Origin of the sequence: Micromonospora sp. CPCC 205561 (assembly GCF_036906775.1) — a bacterium.
GTDB lineage: Bacteria > Actinomycetota > Actinomycetes > Mycobacteriales > Micromonosporaceae > Micromonospora.
In genome coordinates this window covers 106372-123970 of sequence record NZ_JBAKHV010000006.1, presented here as the reverse complement: position 1 = coordinate 123970, position 17599 = coordinate 106372, and the positions used below count along the sequence as shown (strand labels likewise).

Annotated in this window: 14 protein-coding genes; 6 read left to right on the top strand and 8 right to left on the bottom strand. The window is 76.3% G+C overall.

What is annotated here, in order from left to right; genetic code table 11:
- Positions 1–234 precede the first annotated feature (234 nt).
- From glnA (V6V16_RS06560) to V6V16_RS06550, 3 genes are all read left to right on the top strand, one after another.
- Positions 235–1659, top strand: a complete 1425-nt coding sequence (gene glnA, locus V6V16_RS06560; RefSeq protein WP_334560452.1) for a type I glutamate--ammonia ligase — start codon at positions 235–237, stop codon at positions 1657–1659.
- Positions 1660–1816: 157 nt separating this feature from the next.
- Entirely contained in the window at positions 1817–2176 is a 360-nt protein-coding gene (locus V6V16_RS06555; protein ID WP_334560449.1) for a PadR family transcriptional regulator, read from the top strand.
- Entirely contained in the window at positions 2173–3180 is a 1008-nt protein-coding gene (locus tag V6V16_RS06550) for a hypothetical protein (RefSeq protein WP_334560446.1), read from the top strand. The genes V6V16_RS06555 and V6V16_RS06550 overlap by 4 nt, the downstream gene beginning before the upstream one ends.
- Positions 3181–3217: 37 nt before the next feature.
- Here the strand turns inward: V6V16_RS06550 and V6V16_RS06545 are convergent, their stop codons facing one another.
- The 3 genes from V6V16_RS06545 to mptB (V6V16_RS06535) all read right to left on the bottom strand — a co-directional run bounded on the left by V6V16_RS06545 (position 3218) and on the right by mptB (V6V16_RS06535) (position 6941).
- A complete protein-coding gene (locus V6V16_RS06545; protein WP_334560443.1) occupies positions 3218–3967 on the bottom strand; it encodes a phosphotransferase in 750 nt (249 codons plus the stop codon).
- Positions 3968–4033: 66 nt separating this feature from the next.
- Positions 4034–5527 (bottom strand): polyprenol phosphomannose-dependent alpha 1,6 mannosyltransferase MptB, encoded by a 1494-nt coding sequence (mptB, locus tag V6V16_RS06540; protein WP_334560440.1) that lies wholly within the window; start codon positions 5525–5527, stop codon positions 4034–4036.
- Positions 5528–5540: 13 nt separating this feature from the next.
- Positions 5541–6941, bottom strand: a complete 1401-nt coding sequence (mptB, locus tag V6V16_RS06535) for a polyprenol phosphomannose-dependent alpha 1,6 mannosyltransferase MptB (RefSeq protein WP_334560437.1) — start codon at positions 6939–6941, stop codon at positions 5541–5543.
- 44 nt (positions 6942–6985) lie between these two features.
- On the opposite strand from mptB (V6V16_RS06535), the gene V6V16_RS06530 reads away from it, so the two are divergent.
- A complete protein-coding gene (locus tag V6V16_RS06530; RefSeq protein WP_334560435.1) occupies positions 6986–8629 on the top strand; it encodes a hypothetical protein in 1644 nt (547 codons plus the stop codon).
- A 110-nt stretch (positions 8630–8739) separates the two neighbouring features.
- Complete coding sequence (locus tag V6V16_RS06525; protein WP_334560432.1) at positions 8740–9462, top strand: class I SAM-dependent methyltransferase; 723 nt, start codon at positions 8740–8742, stop codon at positions 9460–9462.
- 18 nt (positions 9463–9480) lie between these two features.
- Here the strand turns inward: V6V16_RS06525 and V6V16_RS06520 are convergent, their stop codons facing one another.
- A complete protein-coding gene (locus tag V6V16_RS06520) occupies positions 9481–12585 on the bottom strand; it encodes a bifunctional [glutamine synthetase] adenylyltransferase/[glutamine synthetase]-adenylyl-L-tyrosine phosphorylase (protein WP_334560430.1) in 3105 nt (1034 codons plus the stop codon).
- Positions 12585–13352 carry a type 1 glutamine amidotransferase gene (locus V6V16_RS06515; RefSeq protein WP_334560427.1) on the bottom strand — a complete coding sequence of 256 codons (768 nt, stop codon included), beginning with the start codon at positions 13350–13352 and terminating at the stop codon, positions 12585–12587. The genes V6V16_RS06520 and V6V16_RS06515 overlap by 1 nt, the downstream gene beginning before the upstream one ends.
- Positions 13353–13532: 180 nt before the next feature.
- On the opposite strand from V6V16_RS06515, the gene V6V16_RS06510 reads away from it, so the two are divergent.
- On the top strand, positions 13533–14408 hold the full coding sequence (locus V6V16_RS06510) for a S66 peptidase family protein (protein WP_334560519.1): 876 nt from the start codon (positions 13533–13535) through the stop codon (positions 14406–14408).
- 97 nt (positions 14409–14505) lie between these two features.
- Here V6V16_RS06510 and V6V16_RS06505 read toward each other — a convergent pair whose 3' ends face one another.
- The 3 genes from V6V16_RS06505 to glnA (V6V16_RS06495) form a co-directional block, all read right to left on the bottom strand.
- On the bottom strand, positions 14506–15390 hold the full coding sequence (locus V6V16_RS06505; protein WP_334560423.1) for a Vgb family protein: 885 nt from the start codon (positions 15388–15390) through the stop codon (positions 14506–14508).
- Between the two features lie 276 nt (positions 15391–15666).
- The gene (locus V6V16_RS06500; RefSeq protein ID WP_334560421.1) at positions 15667–16092 is read right to left on the bottom strand and encodes a DUF350 domain-containing protein; all 426 of its coding nucleotides are present in this window, start codon (positions 16090–16092) and stop codon (positions 15667–15669) included.
- Positions 16093–16180: 88 nt separating this feature from the next.
- Complete coding sequence (glnA, locus tag V6V16_RS06495) at positions 16181–17530, bottom strand: type I glutamate--ammonia ligase (RefSeq protein ID WP_334560419.1); 1350 nt, start codon at positions 17528–17530, stop codon at positions 16181–16183.
- Positions 17531–17599 lie beyond the last annotated feature (69 nt).

Genomic DNA, 17599 nt, shown 5'->3' with positions numbered 1-17599 from the left:
GGATCGGGGACGGTGGCCCGCACCGGGGACGACAAATCGGGTCCTGAGCGGGCGAGTATCACTAAACTGGCACAGCCGGCGAGGCCCCGCCCCACGATCCGGCCCGCCCGAGCGGCGCGGATGACGCTCCGCGAGGGACGTAACACGGCAGAAACACTGGAGACATGGCCGGGCAACCGCACGGCCATAGCGTCGCCAGGAGCCTAGCCACCCGTGGACGTGCCAGGAGGACGTGTGTTCGCCAATCCCGAGGAACTCCTGCGATACCTCAAGAACGAGGACGTGAAGTTCGTCGACGTACGTTTCTGTGACCTGCCCGGCGTGATGCAGCACTTCAACATGCCGGTCGAGTCCGTCGACGACGACCTTCTCACCGAGGGCCTCGCGTTCGACGGCTCCTCGATCCGTGGCTTCCAGGCGATCCACGAGTCGGACATGCTCCTGCTCCCGGACGTCGCCACGGCCTTCATCGACCCCTTCCGGGCGCAGAAGACCCTCGCGCTGAACTTCTTCATCCACGACCCGTTCACCCGCGAGGCCTACAGCCGCGACCCGCGCAACGTGGCCAAGAAGGCCGAGGCCTACCTCGCCGCCAGCGGCATCGCCGACACCGCCTACTTCGGCGCGGAGGCGGAGTTCTACATCTTCGACTCCATCCGCCACGAGACCTCGGCGCACCAGTCGTACTACTACATCGACTCGGTCGAGGGCGCCTGGAACAGCGGCCGCGAGGAGCCGGGCGGCAACCGGGGCTACAAGACCCCGTACAAGGGCGGCTACTTCCCGGTGCCGCCGGTCGACCACTACGCCGACCTGCGCGACAGCATCGTGCGCCGGCTGGTCGACAGCGGGTTCACGGTGGAGCGCTCGCACCACGAGGTGGGCACCGCCGGCCAGTCCGAGATCAACTACCGGTTCTCGACCCTGCTGCACGCCGCCGACCAGCTCCAGCTCTTCAAGTACATCGTGAAGAACGAGACCTGGGCCCACGGCAAGACCGCGACGTTCATGCCCAAGCCGCTCTTCGGTGACAACGGCTCCGGCATGCACACCCACCAGAGCCTCTGGCTCAACGGCGAGCCGCTCTTCTACGACGAGACCGGCTACGCGGGCCTGTCGGACATGGCCCGCTGGTACATCGGCGGCCTGCTGCACCACGCCCCGTCGCTGCTGGCCTTCACCAACCCGACGATCAACTCGTACCGCCGCCTGGTGCCGGGCTTCGAGGCGCCGGTGAACCTCGTCTACTCCCAGCGCAACCGCTCCGCCTGCACGCGGATCCCGGTCACCGGCAGCAACCCGAAGGCCAAGCGCGTCGAGTTCCGGGTGCCGGACCCGTCGGCCAACGTCTACCTGGCCTTCTCGGCGATGATGATGGCCGGCCTGGACGGCATCAAGAGCAAGATCGAGCCGCCGGCGCCGATCGACAAGGACCTCTACGACCTGCCGCCGGAGGAGTGGGGCGACGTCAAGCAGGTGCCGGGCTCGCTGTCGGCCGTGCTCGACTCGCTGGAGGCCGACCACGACTACCTGCTCGACGGCGGGGTCTTCACGCCCGACCTGATCTCGACCTGGATCGACTGGAAGCGGGCCAACGAGGTCGACCCGGTGCGCCTGCGCCCGACCCCGCACGAGTTCGCCATGTACTTCGACTGCTGACGCAGCAGGAGAACCACGGAAAGGCCCCGGGTCCGCCCGGGGCCTTTCCGTCTGTGCGCCCGTCGCACCGACCCGCCGCCGGGCGGCGCGGCCGAAGATTCCTCCGCCCGGCGGGTAACGGACACCGGCATACCTTCGCGTCCGTTATATTGCGGGCGTGGACACACCGCTGCGCGAACCCACCTTCCTGATCCTGACCGCGCTGGCCGGCGAGCCGATGCACGGCTACGGCCTGATCGCCGAGGTCGCCGCCCTCTCCGAGGGGCGGGTGTCGCTGCGCCCCGGCACGCTCTACGGCGCGCTCGACCGGCTGACCGACGCCGGCCTGGTCGACGTCGACCGCGAGGAGGTGGTGGACGGCCGGCTGCGCCGCTACTACCGGCTCTCCCCCGCCGGCGACGCCACGTTGACCGCCGAGACCGAGCGCCTGCGCCGCAACGTCGAGGCGGCCACGGCCCGGCTGCGCGCCCGCTCGACCCGCCCGCTCGCGCCGCGTACCGCCGGGGGGCTGGCATGATCGACCTGGAGCGGCGCTACCACCGCCTCCTGCGGGCGTATCCGGCCGAGTACCGCCGGGCGCGGGGCGCCGAGATCGTCGGTACGTACCTCGACCTGGCCGCGCCGGGTCGGCGCTGGCCCTCGCCGGCGGACGCCGCGGACCTGCTGCGCGGCGGCCTGCGCCAGCGGCTGCGGGCCGCCGGGGCCGCCGACCTGATCCCGGGCGTACGCCTCGCCGCCGTACTCGCCTTTCTCACCGCGACCGCCCTGGCGGGCGCCTGGTCGGGGCTGGAGCTGCACCCGCCGCTGCCGCAGTGGGGCGTGCCGCACGCCGGGCCGTTCGTCTCGATCGGGATCGGGGTGTGGGCCGCCTGGCTGCTCGCCGCGGGGGTGCACGCGGCGGCACCGGGTCGGTGGACCCGCCGCGCCGTGGCCCTCGCCCTGCTGCTCACCGTCGCGGTCGTGCCGGTCGCGGCCCTCGCCGGCCTGCCCCGCCCACCGCTCTTCGTGCTGCTGCCGCAGGTCGGGCTCGGGCTGGTGGCGCTCGGCCTCCCGGAGCGGCCACCCGTGCCCGTCCGGGCGGCGCCCCTGCTCGCCGTCGCCGCCACCGGCGTCGCGGGTGGCAGCCTGCTGCCCCGCTACGAGTACCTCAGCTACCACGGCTGGACGGCGAGCGGCATCCTGCCCGGTGCCGCCGTGACGCTGCTCGTCGTGGTGCTGCTGCTCGGGACCGGGCTCGCCCTGCGGGCCGACCACCGGGGCGGCTGGGCGCTGCTGGTGCTGCTGACCCCGGTCGGTCTGCTCTTCCTGCACCCGCTGGCCGGCGCGGTCGACGGCAACATGCGCGGCGCGCCCCAGCCGGGCTGGGACGCACTCGCCGCGACGGCCGTCGCGGTCGCGTTGCTCGGCCCCGCGCTGCTGCCGCTGGCGATCGCCCTGCGCGGGCGGGTGCGCCGGCCCGGCCCGGGCGCACCGGGCGCCCGCTGCCCCACCTGCGGGCACACCGCCGCGCGGGTCCCGTGAGACCAGCGGCAGCGGCCCGACGGTCGTGGGCGGGCGGTCAGCGCAGGGCCGCCTCCCACGCCTCCGCGTGGGCGTCGAGGTGGTCGGCGGTGGCCAGCCAGTACGGGCCGTCCTCGGTCCAGATCCGGGCCCACGGCTCGCGCCGCCGCTCCGCGCCGTCGCGCAGCAGGTCGTACATGGCCCGGGCGCGACGACCCAGCGTGGCGGCCAGGGCCGGGCGGGACGCCCCGTCGAGGCGGTAGCCGTCGGCGAAGGCGCGCAGCCGGGCCGCCGACTCGGCCACCGGCCGGTCCGGGCGCAGGCCGGCCATGCTCTGCGCGGCGTACGCGACGTCCCACAACCGGGAGCCCGGCGCGGCGGCGTCCCAGTCGATGAGCACCCAGCCCCGGGCCGCCCTGATCAGGTTCCACGGGGCCACGTCGTTGTGGCAGACGAGTTCCTCCCGGTCCGGCGGGATGAGCCGCTGCCACGCCGCGCCGGGCGGCGGGGTGAACCCGGCCAGCGCCTCGTGCAGCTCGGCCAGCAGCCGGCCGATCACGAACAGGTCCGCCACCGGGTACGTGCCCGACGCCGCGCCGACCTCGCCCGGGACGTACTCCAGCACCTGCCGGCCCCGCGCGTCCCGGCCCAGCGGGCGGGGCGCGCCGGGGAATCCCACCTCGTGCAGGTGTTGCAGCAGGGCGTCCACGGCGTCGGTCCAGGGGCCGACCGGACGGCGCACGGTGTCGCCGACGCGCACCACGCCGGTGGTGGCGTTGCCCGGCAGGGGTTCTCCGGCTGCGCTCATCCCACGATCATTGACCCGTCAGCCGGTGCCGCGCGGCACCGGCCCGCCAGCCGGGACGCCGGGCCCTCAGCCGGGACGCGCGGCACCGGTCCGGCGCAGCCGGAGCAGGCCCCACACCGCCAGCCCGAGCGCCAGCGCGGTCATCGCCAGCGCGCCCGGGGCCTTGCTGAACCGGGCCAGGTTGGTGCCGTCGGGCAGGGCCAGGAAGGCCGCCGCCGCGCAGGGCGCCACGAACCAGGTGGTCCGCGCCGACGCGACCGCGAGCAGGGCCAGCGGCCAGGTGGCGTACCAGGGGTGGAAGACCGGCGCCAGCACGACCGTGGCGGCCAGCGCCAGGCCGGCGCCCCGCAGGCTCAGCCGGACACGGGCGGCGTCCGGGCGGGCCACCCGCTGCCGGGCGTCGTTCGGCCGGCGCAGCGCCGACCAGGCCTGCCACCACAGCGCCGCCACCGCCACGGCGAGCAGCAGCAGCGCCGCCGCGCGGGTCACCGGCACCGCGCCCAGCTCCCGGCCGGTGAGCCGGCCCGCGTAGTCGACGACGAAGCCCACCGCCGTCGGCGGCGACGTCCACTGCTCGGAGTCCCCGCTGCGGGTCAGCCCGCCGATCCAGCCCGGCCCGAGGCCGGACAGCAGCGAGGTGGCCGCCACCGCGCCGAGAACCCCGCCGGCCAACCAGCCGACGCCGCGCAGCAGCGCCCGGGGGGTGGGGCGGCCCGGCACCGCCGCGAGCGCCGCGAAGGGGAGCACCACCACGGCGGTCGCCTTCACCGTGACGGCCAGCCCGAGCAACGCCCCGGCCAGCAGCAGCGGCCCGCGCCGGCCGGGACGGCGGAGCAGCACCAGCAGAGCGGGCAGCAGCAGGCCGAGCAGCAGCGCGTCGTTGTGCGCGCCGGCGATCAGGTGCACCCCGACCAGCGGGCAGGCCAGCACCAGCCACGCCGCCCGCCGGGTGGGCACGCCGGCGGCGCGGGCCAGCGCCGGCAGGCAGAGGGCGGCCAGCAGCACCCCGGCGACCGCGAGCGCCCGCAACGCCACGACCGTGCCCGCCAGGCTCCCGCCGAGGGTCACGGCGAACGCGGCGAGCAGCACGAAGAACGGCCCGTACGGCGCGGGCGTGTCCCGCCAGATCGGCGCGACCGACTCCACCCACGGGCAGCCGGCCCCGGCCACGCCGACGGCGTACGGGTCGACGCCGTGCGCGTACGTCCACCCCTGGCAGGCGTACGAGTAGACGTCCCGGCTGCCCAGCGGCGGCGTCGCCAGCAGCGGCAGCGCCCACAGCCCGGCGGTCAGGTACGCCCACCGGATCGACGGCGCGCCCCGGCGCAGCGCCCACCAGGCGCCGACCAGCAGGGCGGTGCCGACGAGCCACAGCCCGACGGTCCACGACGCGTCGCCGGTGCCCCGGCCCGCAGCCGGGGTGGCCCGGGGCAGCGCGCCGCCCAGCCAGCCGGCGCCGGCCAGCAGCACCGCCCCGGCCAGGCCGGCGTACCGGGCGAGCAGGGCGGCGCGGGACGACGGGGCGTCTGGCGGGGTCGGCGGGACGCCGGGAGCGGTCACCGGCGCCCTCTCCTCAGTCGACGGCGGCCGGCCGACGGGCCGCCCGAGCCGACCGTACCAAGCGGACCACCAGCACGATCACCAACAGCGTCATCAGCGGCGCACCGACCGTCTTCGTGTACCGGGCCAGCCCCGTACCGTCGGCGAGCACCAGGAACGACGAGACGATCGCGACCACCGCGAACCACCCGGTGCGCCGCGCCGTGGCCGCCAGCACGGCCAGCGGCCAGGTCCAGTACCAGGGGTGGAAGAGCGGGGCGAGCGCGACGGTGGCGGCGAGCGCCAGCCCCGCGTGCCAGACCGGCTCCCGGGTGCGGGCCCGCCACCACAGCCAGAGCAGCACCAGCGCCAGCACCGCCATGCCGATCCCCCGGGTGACCGGCAGCGGGTCGCCGTGCCAGCCGAACGGCGCGGCGAGGTAGGCCACGCTCTGCCCCACCGCCGTCGACGGCGAGGTCCAGGCGATCACGAGGCCGCCCTGTTCCAGCCCGGTCACCCAGCCGAAGCCCAGGCCGGTGGCGAGGGTCGCGCCCACCACGGCGGCGACCGCCCCGCCGACCACCCACCCGCCGTCGCGCACCAGCGCCCTGATCGAGTACGCCCCGACGACCGCGGCGAGCGCGGCGAACGGCACCACGACGAACGCGGTCACCTTGACCGCGGCGGCCAGCCCGAGCAGCACTCCCCCGCCGAGCAGCGGGCCGGGGTGGCCCGGCCGGGACACCACCACGGCCAGCCCGGCCACGAGCAGCCCCACCATCAGCGCGTCGTTGTGCGCCCCCGAGACCAGGTGCACCCCGATCAGCGGCGAGCCCAGCGCCAGCCAGACCGCCCGGCCGGCCGGTACGCCGCAGCGCCGGGCCAGCGCCGGCAGGGTGGCCGCCGTCAGCCCCACCCCGACCACGGCGAGCAGCCGGAACAGCACGATGCTGCCGACCAGCGACCCGGTCGCCTCGACCACCGCCCCGGCGAGCAGCACGAACAGCGGCCCGTACGGGGCCGAGGTGTCCCGCCAGATGTACGAGATGGTGTCCAGCCACGGGCACGGCAGCGCCGACACGCCCTGCTCGTACGGGTTGATGCCGGCCGAGTAGCTCGCCCCCTGGCAGGCGTACGCGTAGACGTCCCGGCTGCCCAGCGGCGGCGTGATGAGCAGCGGCAGCAGCCAGAGCCCGACGGTGAGCAGGGCCCAGCGGGTCGACGGCACCCGGTCACGCAGCGCCCACCAGGCGTACGCCAGCAGGCCCGTGCCGACCGCCCAGGCGGCGATGACCAGCGGGCCGTGCGGGCCCTGCCAGATGCTGACCGGGGTGGGGCGCAGGTCGCCGTCGGGCAGCGCTCCGCCGAGGAACGCCGCCACGGCGAGCAGCGTCGAGCCGGCGAGGCCGATCCAGCGCGCGAGGTGGTGAGGCACGCCGGACATGCTGCCAGTACGGTGGTCGCGGTACGGAGGTGGGCATGCGGCGCAGTCGGGTGGTGGCGGTGGCCGCCGGTAGCGCCGCGCTCCTCGGGGTGCTCTGGCTCGCGCTCCCGCCGACCGGCTCCGACCTCGCGGCACAGGTCGCGCGGGCCGACTTCTTCGCCGCCCACGGCGCCGCCCCGGTGGACCTGCGCTGGTACGGCGGCGTGCAGCAGTACGGCTACAGCCTCGTCTCCCAGCCGGTGATGGCGCTGCTCGGGGTGCGGGTCACCGGCGCGCTGGCCCTGGCGGGGGCGGCCACCGCCCTCGCGGCGCTGCTGGTACGCACCGGGGTGCCCCGCCCGCTGCTCGGCAGCCTCGTCGGGGTGCTCACCCTCGCCGGCAACCTGTTCTCGGGCCGGGTGACGTACGGCCTCGGGGTGGCCTTCGGCCTCGGCGCGCTGCTCGCCCTGACCACCGGCCCGGCCACCCCCGCCGGCCCGCACGCGCGGCCGGGGCGACGACGGCTCGGGCTGGCGGCGGCCGGGGCGCTGCTGGCCTCGGCGACGAGCCCGGTGGCCGGCCTCTTCGTCGGTCTGGCCGGCGCGGCGCTGCTGCCGACCCGCCGGTACGCCGAAGGCCTGACCCTCGGCGTCGCCGCCGCGCTGCCGCTGGGGCTGACCGCCCTGCTCTTCGGCGACGGCGGCTGGATGAACATCAGCCGCACCGACACGGTCCGCGCCGTGGTGACCAGCCTGCTGGTCGCCGCGCTGGTGCGGTACCGGCCGGTGCGGGTGGGGGCGCTGCTCTCGGCGGCCGGGGTGCTGGCGGCGGCGCTGGTGCACACCCCGGTCGGGCTGAACGCCACCCGGCTGGCCGTCACGTTCGCCCTGCCCGTGCTGGCCGCCGCCGCCCACCCCCCGGCCCGGCCGGCGTGGTGGGCCCGACGCGACCGGCCCGACCCGGCCCCCGCCGGGAACGGGCGCGGCGGTGGCGCGCGGGCGGCGCGGGTCCGGGGCGGCGCGGCGCTGGCGGCGCTGCTGGCGGCGGTGTGCTGGTGGCAGCCGCCGGTTCCCCCGGCCGATCTGCGCAGCGTCGACGACCCGACCAACCGGGCGGCCTACTTCGCGCCGCTGCGGGAGTTCCTCGCCGGGCAGCGGATCACCGGCCGGGTGGAGGTCCCGCCGACGCGCAACTACTGGGAGGCGGCGCGGCTGGGCGAGGTGCCGCTGGCCCGCGGCTGGCTGCGGCAGGCCGACATCGACCGCAACCCGCTCTTCTTCACCACCGTGCCGGGGGCGGCCGGCACCGGGGTGCCGCTGACCGCGGCGAGCTACCGGGACTGGCTCGACGCCAACGCGGTGCAGTTCGTGGCGGTGCCCGACGCCCCGCTGTCCTGGGTGGGACGGGCCGAGGCCGAGCTCGTCCGGGGCGGGCTGGCGTACCTGACGCCCGTCTGGTCCGGCCCGAACTGGCGGGTCTGGGCGGTGACCGCGCCGACCCCGCTGGTCGGCGCGCCGGCCGAGCTGGTGGCGCAGGACGGCGCGTCGGTGACCTTCCGGGCGCCGGCCGCCGGCACGGTGCCGCTCCGGGTGCGGCACAGCCGCTGGCTGACCGCGTCGGGCGGGGCCACGGTGGCCGCCGACGGCGACTGGACGGCGGTGACCGTGCCGCGCGCCGGGCAGTACCGGCTCGGCAGCTGAACCGGCCCGCACTTTTTGCCGAACCAGCAAGGTTGTTTGCGTCCCGCGCCCACCGGCGCGCACGATCGACGCGGCAGGTCACCGAGGAGAGCGCACCAGGAGGACGAGACGTGCAGCACCACGACGCGACGGCCGGCGACCACCGGCCGGAAGAGCACCACCGCCACGCGACGCCGCCGCCGGCCGGCGACCAGCGGCGGCACCCGGACGTCGACGAGGAGACCGCGCGGTTCTGGGAGGAGCACTACGGGCGGCGCGAGCGGGTCTGGAGCGGTCGGCCGAACCCCGTCCTGGTGGACGTCGCCACGCCGCTGCCGGCCGGCACCGTGCTGGATCTGGGCTGCGGGGAGGGCGGCGACGCGATCTGGCTGGCCGGTCGGGGCTGGCGGGTGACCGCGGTCGACGTCGCCGAGACCGCCCTCGCGCGCGCGGCCGAGGAGGCCTCCGCCGCCGGGGTCGCCTCCCGCATCGAGTTCCACCGGCACGACCTCACCCGGACGTTCCCGCCGGGCGAGTTCGACCTGGTCTCCGCGCAGTTCCTCCAGTCGCCGCTGGAGTTCCCCCGGGGGGAGCTGCTGCGGTCGGCGGCCCGCGCCGTGGCGCCCGGCGGCCGGCTGCTCGTGGTCGAACACGGCGAGGCCCCGCCGTGGGGACGCGCCAACCACGCCCACGCGCACTTCCCCACCGTGCGGGAGACCTTCGCCGCGCTCGACCTCGACCCCGACCGGTGGCACACCGAGCGGCTCGACACCCCGCGCCGCCAGGCCACCGGCCCGGACGGCGAGATCGGGACCCTGGTCGACAACGTGGTGCTGGTGCGCCGCACGCGGTAGTCCCGGCGCCCGGGCGGGTCAGGAGTCGAGCACCCGTTCCATCGCCGCCCGGGACCGGCGTCCGGTGCGCAGGTACTCGTCGAGGAACTCGCCGGGATCGTCCCGGCCGAGCAGCCGGACCACCCCCGCCAGCTCGACGCCGTGCCGGGGCAGCTGGTCGCCCGCCCGGCCACGGACCAGCATCAACGCGTTGCGGACCTGCGCGGCCAGCGTCCAGCCGGCCGTCATCTCGGCGGCGTCCGTCGGATCGACCAGGCCCGCGTCCCGGGCCGCCGCGAGGGCCTCGAGCGTACGCGTGCCGCGCAGCGCCGGGACCGTGCCCGCGTGCCGCAGCTGGAGCAGCTGCACCGCCCACTCGACGTCGGCGAGGCCGCCCCGCCCGAGCTTGGTGTGGGTGGCCGGGTCGGCGCCCCGGGGCAGCCGCTCGTGCTCCACCCGCGCCTTGATCCGGCGGATCTCCACCACCTGCTCGCGGGTCAGCCCGTCGGCCGGATGGCGGACCGGTTCGACCAGCGCCTCGAACTCGGCGCCGAGGTCCGCGTCGCCGCAGACGAACCGGGCGCGCAGCAGTGCCTGTGCCTCCCACACCCTGGACCAGCGGGCGTAGTACTGCGCGTACGCGGCGAGGCTGCGCACCAGCGGGCCCTGCCGGCCCTCCGGGCGCAGGTCGGCGTCGACGCCGAGCGGCGGATCGGGCGCCGGCATGCCGAGCAGCCGGCGCAGCTCCTCGGCGATCGCGTGGGCGGCGGCGCCGGCCGCGCCGTCGCCCGCGCCGGCCGGCGCGTCGTAGACGAAGAGCACGTCGGCGTCGGAGAGGTAGTTCGACTCGTAGCCACCGAGGCGGCCCATGCCGAGCACGGCGAAGCGCAGGCCGGGCAGCGACGGCTGGGCCGCCCGGACGGCACGCAGCGCGGCGGCCAGGGTGGCGTCGGTGACGGCGGCCAGGGCCTCGCCGACGGCGGTCACGTCGGCGAGGCCGGGCGCCGTGCGCCCCCCGGCGGGCCGGGGCGGCGACGGGGCCAGCGAGCCGGCCCGGCTCAGCAGGTCGGCGCAGGCGATCCGGACCAGTTCCCGGCGCCGCAGCGCGCGGATCGCCCGGGTGGCCTCGACGGGGTCGGCGTGCCGGGCCGACGCGGCGGCGAAGCCCTGGCAGATGGTCTCCCTCGGCCGGGGCGTCAGCTCGCTCTCCTCCGCCAGCAGCCGCAGCGCCTCCGGCTCACGGGCCAGCAGGTCCGCGGCGTACCGGGAGGAGGAGAGCACCCGGGCCAGCCGGCGCGCCACGGGCCCGGAGTCGCGCAGCAGCCGCAGGTACCAGGGGGTACTGCCGAGCTTGTCGGAGACCTGCCGGTAGTTGAGCAGGCCCCGGTCCGGCTCGGGGGCGTCGGCGAACTCGCTGAGCAGCACCGGCAGCAGCGTGCGCTGGATGGCGGCGGTGCGGCTCACCCCGCCGGTGAGGGCCTGGAGGTGACGCAGCGCCCCGGCCGGGTCGGCGAAGCCGAGGATCTCCAGCCGGTGCCGGGCCGCCTCCGGGGTCAGCCGCAGCCCGTCGGCCGGCACCCGGGCCACCGACTCCAGCAGCGGCCGGTAGAGCAGTTTGGCGTGCAGCCGGCGTACCTCGGTGGCGTGGGTGACCCACTCGGCGCGGAACTCCTCGACGGCGCTGCGGCCCGGCGTGGCGGTGTGGCCCAGCGCGGCGGCCAGCCAGCGCAGCGCGGCCGGCTCGGTCGGCACGGTGTGGGTGCGGCGCAGCCCCTGGAGCTGGAGGCGGTGCTCGACGGCGCGCAGGAAGCGGTAGCCGCGCAGCAGCGCCTCGCCGTCGGCCCGGCCGACGTAGCCGCCGGCGACCAGCGCGCGCAGCGCCGGGACGGTGCCGGGCACCCGCAGCGTCTCGTCGCCACGGCCGTGCACCAGTTGCAGCAGCTGCACGGCGAACTCGATGTCGCGCAGCCCACCCGGGCCGCGCTTGATCTCGCGCTCCAGCTCCTTGGGCGGGACGTTGTCGATGATCCTGCGCCGCATGGCGCGGACGTCCTCGACGGCCTCCGGCCGCTCGGCGGCCCGCCACACCAGCGGGGCGAGCTGCTCGACCCACTCCCGGCCCAGCGCCAGGTCGCCGGCCGCGGGCCGGGCCTTGAGCAGCGCCTGGAACTCCCACGTGCGCGCCCAGCGCCGGTAGTAGGCGAGGTGGCTGGCCAGCGTCCGCACCAGCGGGCCCCGGCTGCCCTCGGGGCGCAGGGCGGCGTCGACCGGCCAGGCGACGAGCCCGCAGACGTGGATCAGCCGGGTGGCGACGGTGGTGGCCGCGGCGAGGTCGTCGTCCTCGGCGGCCACGAAGATCACGTCGACGTCGGAGACGTAGTTCAGCTCGTCGCCGCCGCACTTGCCCATCGCCACGACCGCGAGCCGGGGCCGGGCGGTGCCCTCGGGCAGCTCGCCGACCGCTATGTCGTACGCCGCCGCCAGGGTCGCGTCGGCCAGCGCGGAGAGCGCGGCCATGGTCTGCTCCAGGCCCCGGCCGCCGGTCAGGTCGGCCGCCGCGATGCCCAGCAGCGCCAGCCGGTACGCCCTGCGCAGCACCGCTACCGGCGGCCCGTCGCCGACGAGGTCGAGCCGCCCCTCGGCGGTCGGCGCCAGCCCGTCCGGGGCGGTGCGCAGCCCCGACCACTGGTCGGGGTTGGCGACCAGGTGGTCGCCGAGCGCGGCGGAGGCGCCGAGGACGGCGAACAACCGGCGGCGCAGCCCCGGGTCGTCGGCGAGCGCGGCCAGCAGCGCCGAGCCCGCGCGCGCCCCGGTGGCGGGGCCGGGCTCGGCGGCCGGGCGGTCGGTGCCGCCCTCGCCAGTGGCGGACGCGCGGCGGCCCGCGGCGGGACCGCTCGCGGCGGCCCGGGTCTCGGCCTCGACGATGCGGTGCAGCTGGCGCAGCGCCAGATCCGGGTCGGCGGCCCGGGAGAGCGCGGCGAGCAGCTCCGCCGCACGCTCGTCGGTCGGCTCCTGCGCCTCCGGCCGCCACAGCCCGAGCCCGGCCGGGCCGAGCAGGTCGGCGGCGCGGGCGGCCCCGTCGCCGCCGTCCGTGCCGAAGCCGAAGCGGGCGAGGCGTCCCGCGGCCCGGGCCGGCCGGCTCATCACTGCCCGAGCAGGGGCAGGCTGCGACGGGGCTCCGCGTCGTCGAGCTCGCCGAGGGCCAGCGCGGCGAACCGGGCGGCGAACGGCTGCCAGACCTCCTCCACGTCGGCCATCACCTCGTGGCAGGCCGCCACCACCAGCTCCGGGTCGTAGCCCAGCTCGGCGACCAGCGTCGAGTCGGCGGCCCAGTCGGCGATCATCGCGGTGTCGCACTCGATGTGGAACTGCAGGCCCCAGGCCCGATCGCCGAGGCGGAACGCCTGGTGGGGGTAGCGGGTGGAGGCGGCCAGCAGCGTGGCGCCGCGGGGCAGCTCGGTGATCTCGTCGGAGTGCCACTGGAACACGTCGGGGATCAGCGGAACGTAGCGGAAGAGCGGGTCGTCGGCGGCGGCGTCCCGCTTGCCGACCACGGCGGGACCGACCTCCGGCCCGGCGGCGCTGCGCCGGACCTCGCCGGCGTGCGCGGTGGCCAGCAGCTGGGCGCCGAGGCAGATGCCGAGGGTGGGCACCCGGTGCCGGACGGCCTTGCGCAGCAGCCCCTCCAGCGCCGGGAGCCAGGGCGCGGCGAACGACCCGTCCGGCAGCGGGTACGGCGGCAGCCCGCCGCCGAGCACCACCAGCGCGGAGCAGCCCGCCAGGTCGGCGGGGAGCTCGTCGCCGGCGTGCGGGCGCACCACCCACAGGTCGAGGCCGGCCTCGGTCAGCCACTCGCCCAGCCGGCGGGCGTCGTCGGTCGGGTCGTTCTCGATCACCAGAGCGGTAGCCACGACGTCGAGGCTAGCCGGTGCCCCCGGACCGTCTCCACCGGCGCGGCGGCGGCCCCGTGGGACGACCGGTAGGTGGGCCGCGACCGGCCGCGACTAGGCTCTGCCGCTGTGGCCGACCGCACCGCACCCACACCCGCCGACGTCGTACGACCGCCCGCGCTGCGCCCCGGCGACACGGTGATGCTGGTGTCGCCGTCCGGGCCGACCCGGCCGGAGCGGGTGGCCCGGGGCGTCGAGCTGCTCACCGGCTGGGGGCTGCGGCCGGTGCTGGCGCCGAACGCGTACGCCCGGCAGGGCTACCTGGCCGGCGCGGACGAGCTGCGGGCCGCCGACCTGAACACGGCGTTCGCCGACCCCGAGGTGCGCGGCGTGATCTGCACCCGGGGCGGCTACGGTGCGCAGCGGATCGTCGACGCCATCGACATGGCCGCCGTACGCCGGGACCCGAAGGTCGTCGCCGGCTTCTCCGACATCACCGCGTTGCAGTTCGCGCTCTGGCGCGGCGCCCGGCTGGCCGGCGTGCACGGCCCCGGGGCGGCCTGGCGCGACGAGCGCACGCCACTGCGCTCCGCCGAGTCGCTACACGCCGCCCTGACCACCACCGAGCCGGTGACGGTGGCCGCCGTCGCCGAGGAGGAGACCTTCGGAGTACGCGTGCCGGGGCAGGCCACCGGTCCGCTGCTGGGCGGCAACCTCTGCCTGGTGGCGGCGTCGCTCGGCACCCCGGACATGCCGGACCTGACGGGGGCGGTCCTGCTCGTCGAGGACGTCCAGGAGCCGCCCTACAAGGTGGACCGGATGCTCACCCAGCTCCGCCGCGCCCGGGCCCTGGAGGGGCTGGCGGGGGTGGCGGTCGGACAGTTCACCGGCTGCGCGGACGGCTGGTCGGTCGGCGTGGCCGACGTGCTCTCCGAGCGCCTCGGCGACCTCGGCGTCCCCGTCCTCGGCGGCCTCCCGGTCGGCCACGGCCCCGGCCAGCTCACCGTCCCCGTCGGCACCGAGGCCGTCCTGGACGCGGAGGCCGGTACCCTCACGGTCGCCCCCGCCGTCCGCTGACCCGCCCGCCCCGCCCGCGACGCGACGGAAGCGGCGGGACGCGACGGAAGCGGCGGGACCGGCGACGGGCGGTGCGGCCACCCGGCCGGCGGGTGGTTCAGGGGGTCAGCCGGGCCAGGGCGCCCGTCTCCAGGGCGGCCCAGACCGTGCCGTCCCGGGCCACCGTGAGGCCGTGCGGCTCGGAGGCCGGCGTCGGCAGGTCGTGGGTGTCGATGGTGCCGTCCGGGGCCGCGTGCCCGATCCGGTTGCCGCCCCACTCGGTGTACCAGCAGCCGCCGGCCGGGTCGGCGACGACCGCGTGCGGCCGGGCGGAGCGGTCCGGCAGCGGATACTCGGTGATCCGCCCCTCCGGGGTGATCCGGCCGAGCTGGCCGGCTGCGATCTCGACGAACCAGAGCGCGCCGTCGACGCCGGCGGTGATGCCGACCGGCGCGGCCCCCTCGGTCGGCAGCTCGTGCAGGGTCACCCCGCCGTCCATGCCGATCCGGCCCACCGCGTTCGCCCGGTTGAGCGTGAACCAGACGGCCTCGTCCGGGCCGGCGGCGACCATCGAGGCGAAGCCGCCGCTCACCGGCAGCGGGAACTCGGTGACGTCGCCGCCGGTGCCGACGCGGCCGATCGCGTCGGCGCCCATCGCCGCGTACCAGAGGGCGCCGTCGGGACCGGCGGCGATGCCGCAGGGGCCGCTGCCCGCCGGGAGCGCGACGGCGCTCTGCTCGCCGTCGGTGGTGATCCGGCCGATCCGGTCGTCGCCGGAGCGGGTGAACCAGAGCGCGCCGTCGGGGCCGGGCGTGATGATCAGCGGGCGGCTGTCGGCCGCCACCGGCCAGGTGCGCGGCTCGCCGTCCGCGCCCACCCGGGCGATCTCGCCGGCGTGCACCAGCGTCAGCCAGAGCGCTCCGTCGGGGCCGACCGTGATGCCGTACGGGCCGGCGCCCGGCCCGGTCAGCGGGATCTCGCGGATCTTCGCGGACGTCGTCAAGAGGGTCACCTTCCGTCGCCTGTCCCGCCCGGCCGGGTGGCCGCGCCGATCGCCCACCCTCGCCGCCCGCGTGCGCCGGTGCAACCCGTTTGTCCGGTCGGGTGGCCGGGCCGGCAGCTCGCTGACAGGGCCTCCACGGCTGCCGTCCAGCCCGGCCTCTCGACGGGCCAGCGGGCGCCGCGCGGCCGTGGCGACGCGGCGCGCAGCCGCTCGACCAGGGCGTGGACACGGTCCGGTTCGCCCCCGCGACCTACGACGGGGCCGTGACGCGACAGCTCAGGCGATGCAGGCGCAGACGATGAGCGCGGCGCCGAAGTGGGTGGCGGCGCTGACCCGGGCCGCCGGGTGCGGCTCGTCCGAGCAGATGATCTCGCCGAGCTTGCCCGGGGTGAGCAGGTCCAGCACGACGAACGCCAGCGCCATGATGGCCAGCCCGACCAGGCCGAAGATGACCGTGGAGGCCAGCCCTCTGGCGAAGTCGCTGTAGCTGGTCAGGATCGCGGTGAACACGATCCCGGCGATGCCGAGCTGGTTGGCCGCGAGCAGCAGCGCGGCGTTGCCGTTGCGCCGTACCCAGATCAGCTCGCGCAGCCGCCCGGGAGTGAGCACGTCGACCAGCACGAACCCGGCCGCCATCAGGGCCACCCCGACGGCCCCGAAAACCACGCTCTGCCAGGCTCCGTTGAGCAGGTCCTCCAGCACCGACTGCCTCCCGATTGTTTGTGCCGACGAGGGTGCCGACGCGGTGATCGAGACGATAGCGGCACCGCGCCACCGGCGGCAGCCCGCCCTACAGCGACAGGTAGCGCTGCCGCTCGTAGGGGGTGACCTCGCGGCGGTACTGCTCCCACTCGGCCCGCTTGTTGCGCAGGAAGAAGTCGAAGACGTGCTCGCCGAGCACCTCGGCGACCAGCTCGGAGCCGGCCATCACGTCGATCGCCTCGGCCAGGTTCTCCGGCAGCGGCTCGTAGCCCATCGCCCGCCGCTCCGCGCTGGTCAGCGACCAGACGTCGTCCTCGGCGCCCGGCGGTAGCTCGTAGCCCTCCTCGATGCCCTTCATCCCGGCGCCGAGCAGCACCGCGAAGGCGAGGTAGGGGTTGGCCGCCGAGTCCGGCGAGCGGACCTCCACCCGCGCCGAGTTCGGCTTGCCGTAGGCCGGGACCCGGACCAGCGCGGACCGGTTCAGGTGACCCCAGCAGACGTACGCGGGGCTCTCGGTGACCCGGTCCGGCAGCGCCTGCGGGAAGAGCCGCTTGTAGGAGTTGACCCACTGGTTGGTGACGGCCGTGTACTCCCGCGCGTGCACCAGCAGCCCCGCGATGAACGCCCGCGCCACCTTGGACAGCTTCATCGGGTCGCCGGCGTCGTGGAACGCGTTGCGCTCCCCCTCGAAGAGCGACAGGTGGGTGTGCATGCCGCTGCCGGGCTGGTCGGTGAACGGCTTCGGCATGAAGGTGGCCTGCACGCCGGTGGAGAGCGCCACCTCCTTGACCACGTGCCGGAAGGTCATGATGTTGTCGGCGGTGGTGAGCGCGTCGGCGTACCGCAGGTCGATCTCCTGCTGGCCGGGTGCCACCTCGTGGTGGCTGAACTCCACCGAGATGCCGATGCGCTCCAGCGCCAGCACGGCCTGGCGGCGGAAGTCGCGGGCCACCGCGTGGGTGGTGTGCTCGAAGTAGCCGCCGGAGTCGACCGGGATCGGCACCGAGCCGTCCAGCGGGCCGTTCTCCAGCAGGAAGAACTCGATCTCGGGGTGGGTGTAGAAGGTGAAGCCCTTCTCGGCCGCCCTGGAGAGCGCCCGGCGCAGCACGTGCCGCGGATCGGCCCAGGACGGGCCGCCGTCGGGGAGCAGGATGTCGCAGAACATCCGGGCGCTCTCGCCGCTGACCCCGCCCTCGAACGGGAAGACCTGGAAGGTGGTCGGGTCGGGCATGGCGACCATGTCGGACTCGAAGACGCGGGCGAAGCCCTCGATCGCCGAGCCGTCGAACCCGATGCCCTCCTCGAAGGCGGCCTCCAGCTCGGCGGGGGCCACCGACACGCTCTTGAGCGTGCCCAGCACGTCGGTGAACCACAGCCGGACGAACCGGATGTCCCGCTCTTCCAGCGTACGGAGGACGAACTCCTGCTGACGGTCCACTTCCACCCCTCGCGACACTCTCGTCCGCCTTCGACCGGGGTCGACCCGGCCTGACCGACCAGTCTCCAC

Excerpts from the sequence above, each read along its gene's own strand:
- V6V16_RS06550 (WP_334560446.1), top strand. The coding sequence starts at position 2,173 with ATGATCGACCTGGAGCGGCGCTACCACCGCCTCCTGCGGGCGTATCCG.
- V6V16_RS06545 (WP_334560443.1), bottom strand. The coding sequence starts at position 3,967 with ATGAGCGCAGCCGGAGAACCCCTGCCGGGCAACGCCACCACCGGCGTG.
- V6V16_RS06530 (WP_334560435.1), top strand. The coding sequence starts at position 6,986 with ATGCGGCGCAGTCGGGTGGTGGCGGTGGCCGCCGGTAGCGCCGCGCTC.
- V6V16_RS06520 (WP_334560430.1), bottom strand. The coding sequence starts at position 12,585 with ATGAGCCGGCCGGCCCGGGCCGCGGGACGCCTCGCCCGCTTCGGCTTC.
- V6V16_RS06510 (WP_334560519.1), top strand. The coding sequence starts at position 13,533 with ATGCTGGTGTCGCCGTCCGGGCCGACCCGGCCGGAGCGGGTGGCCCGG.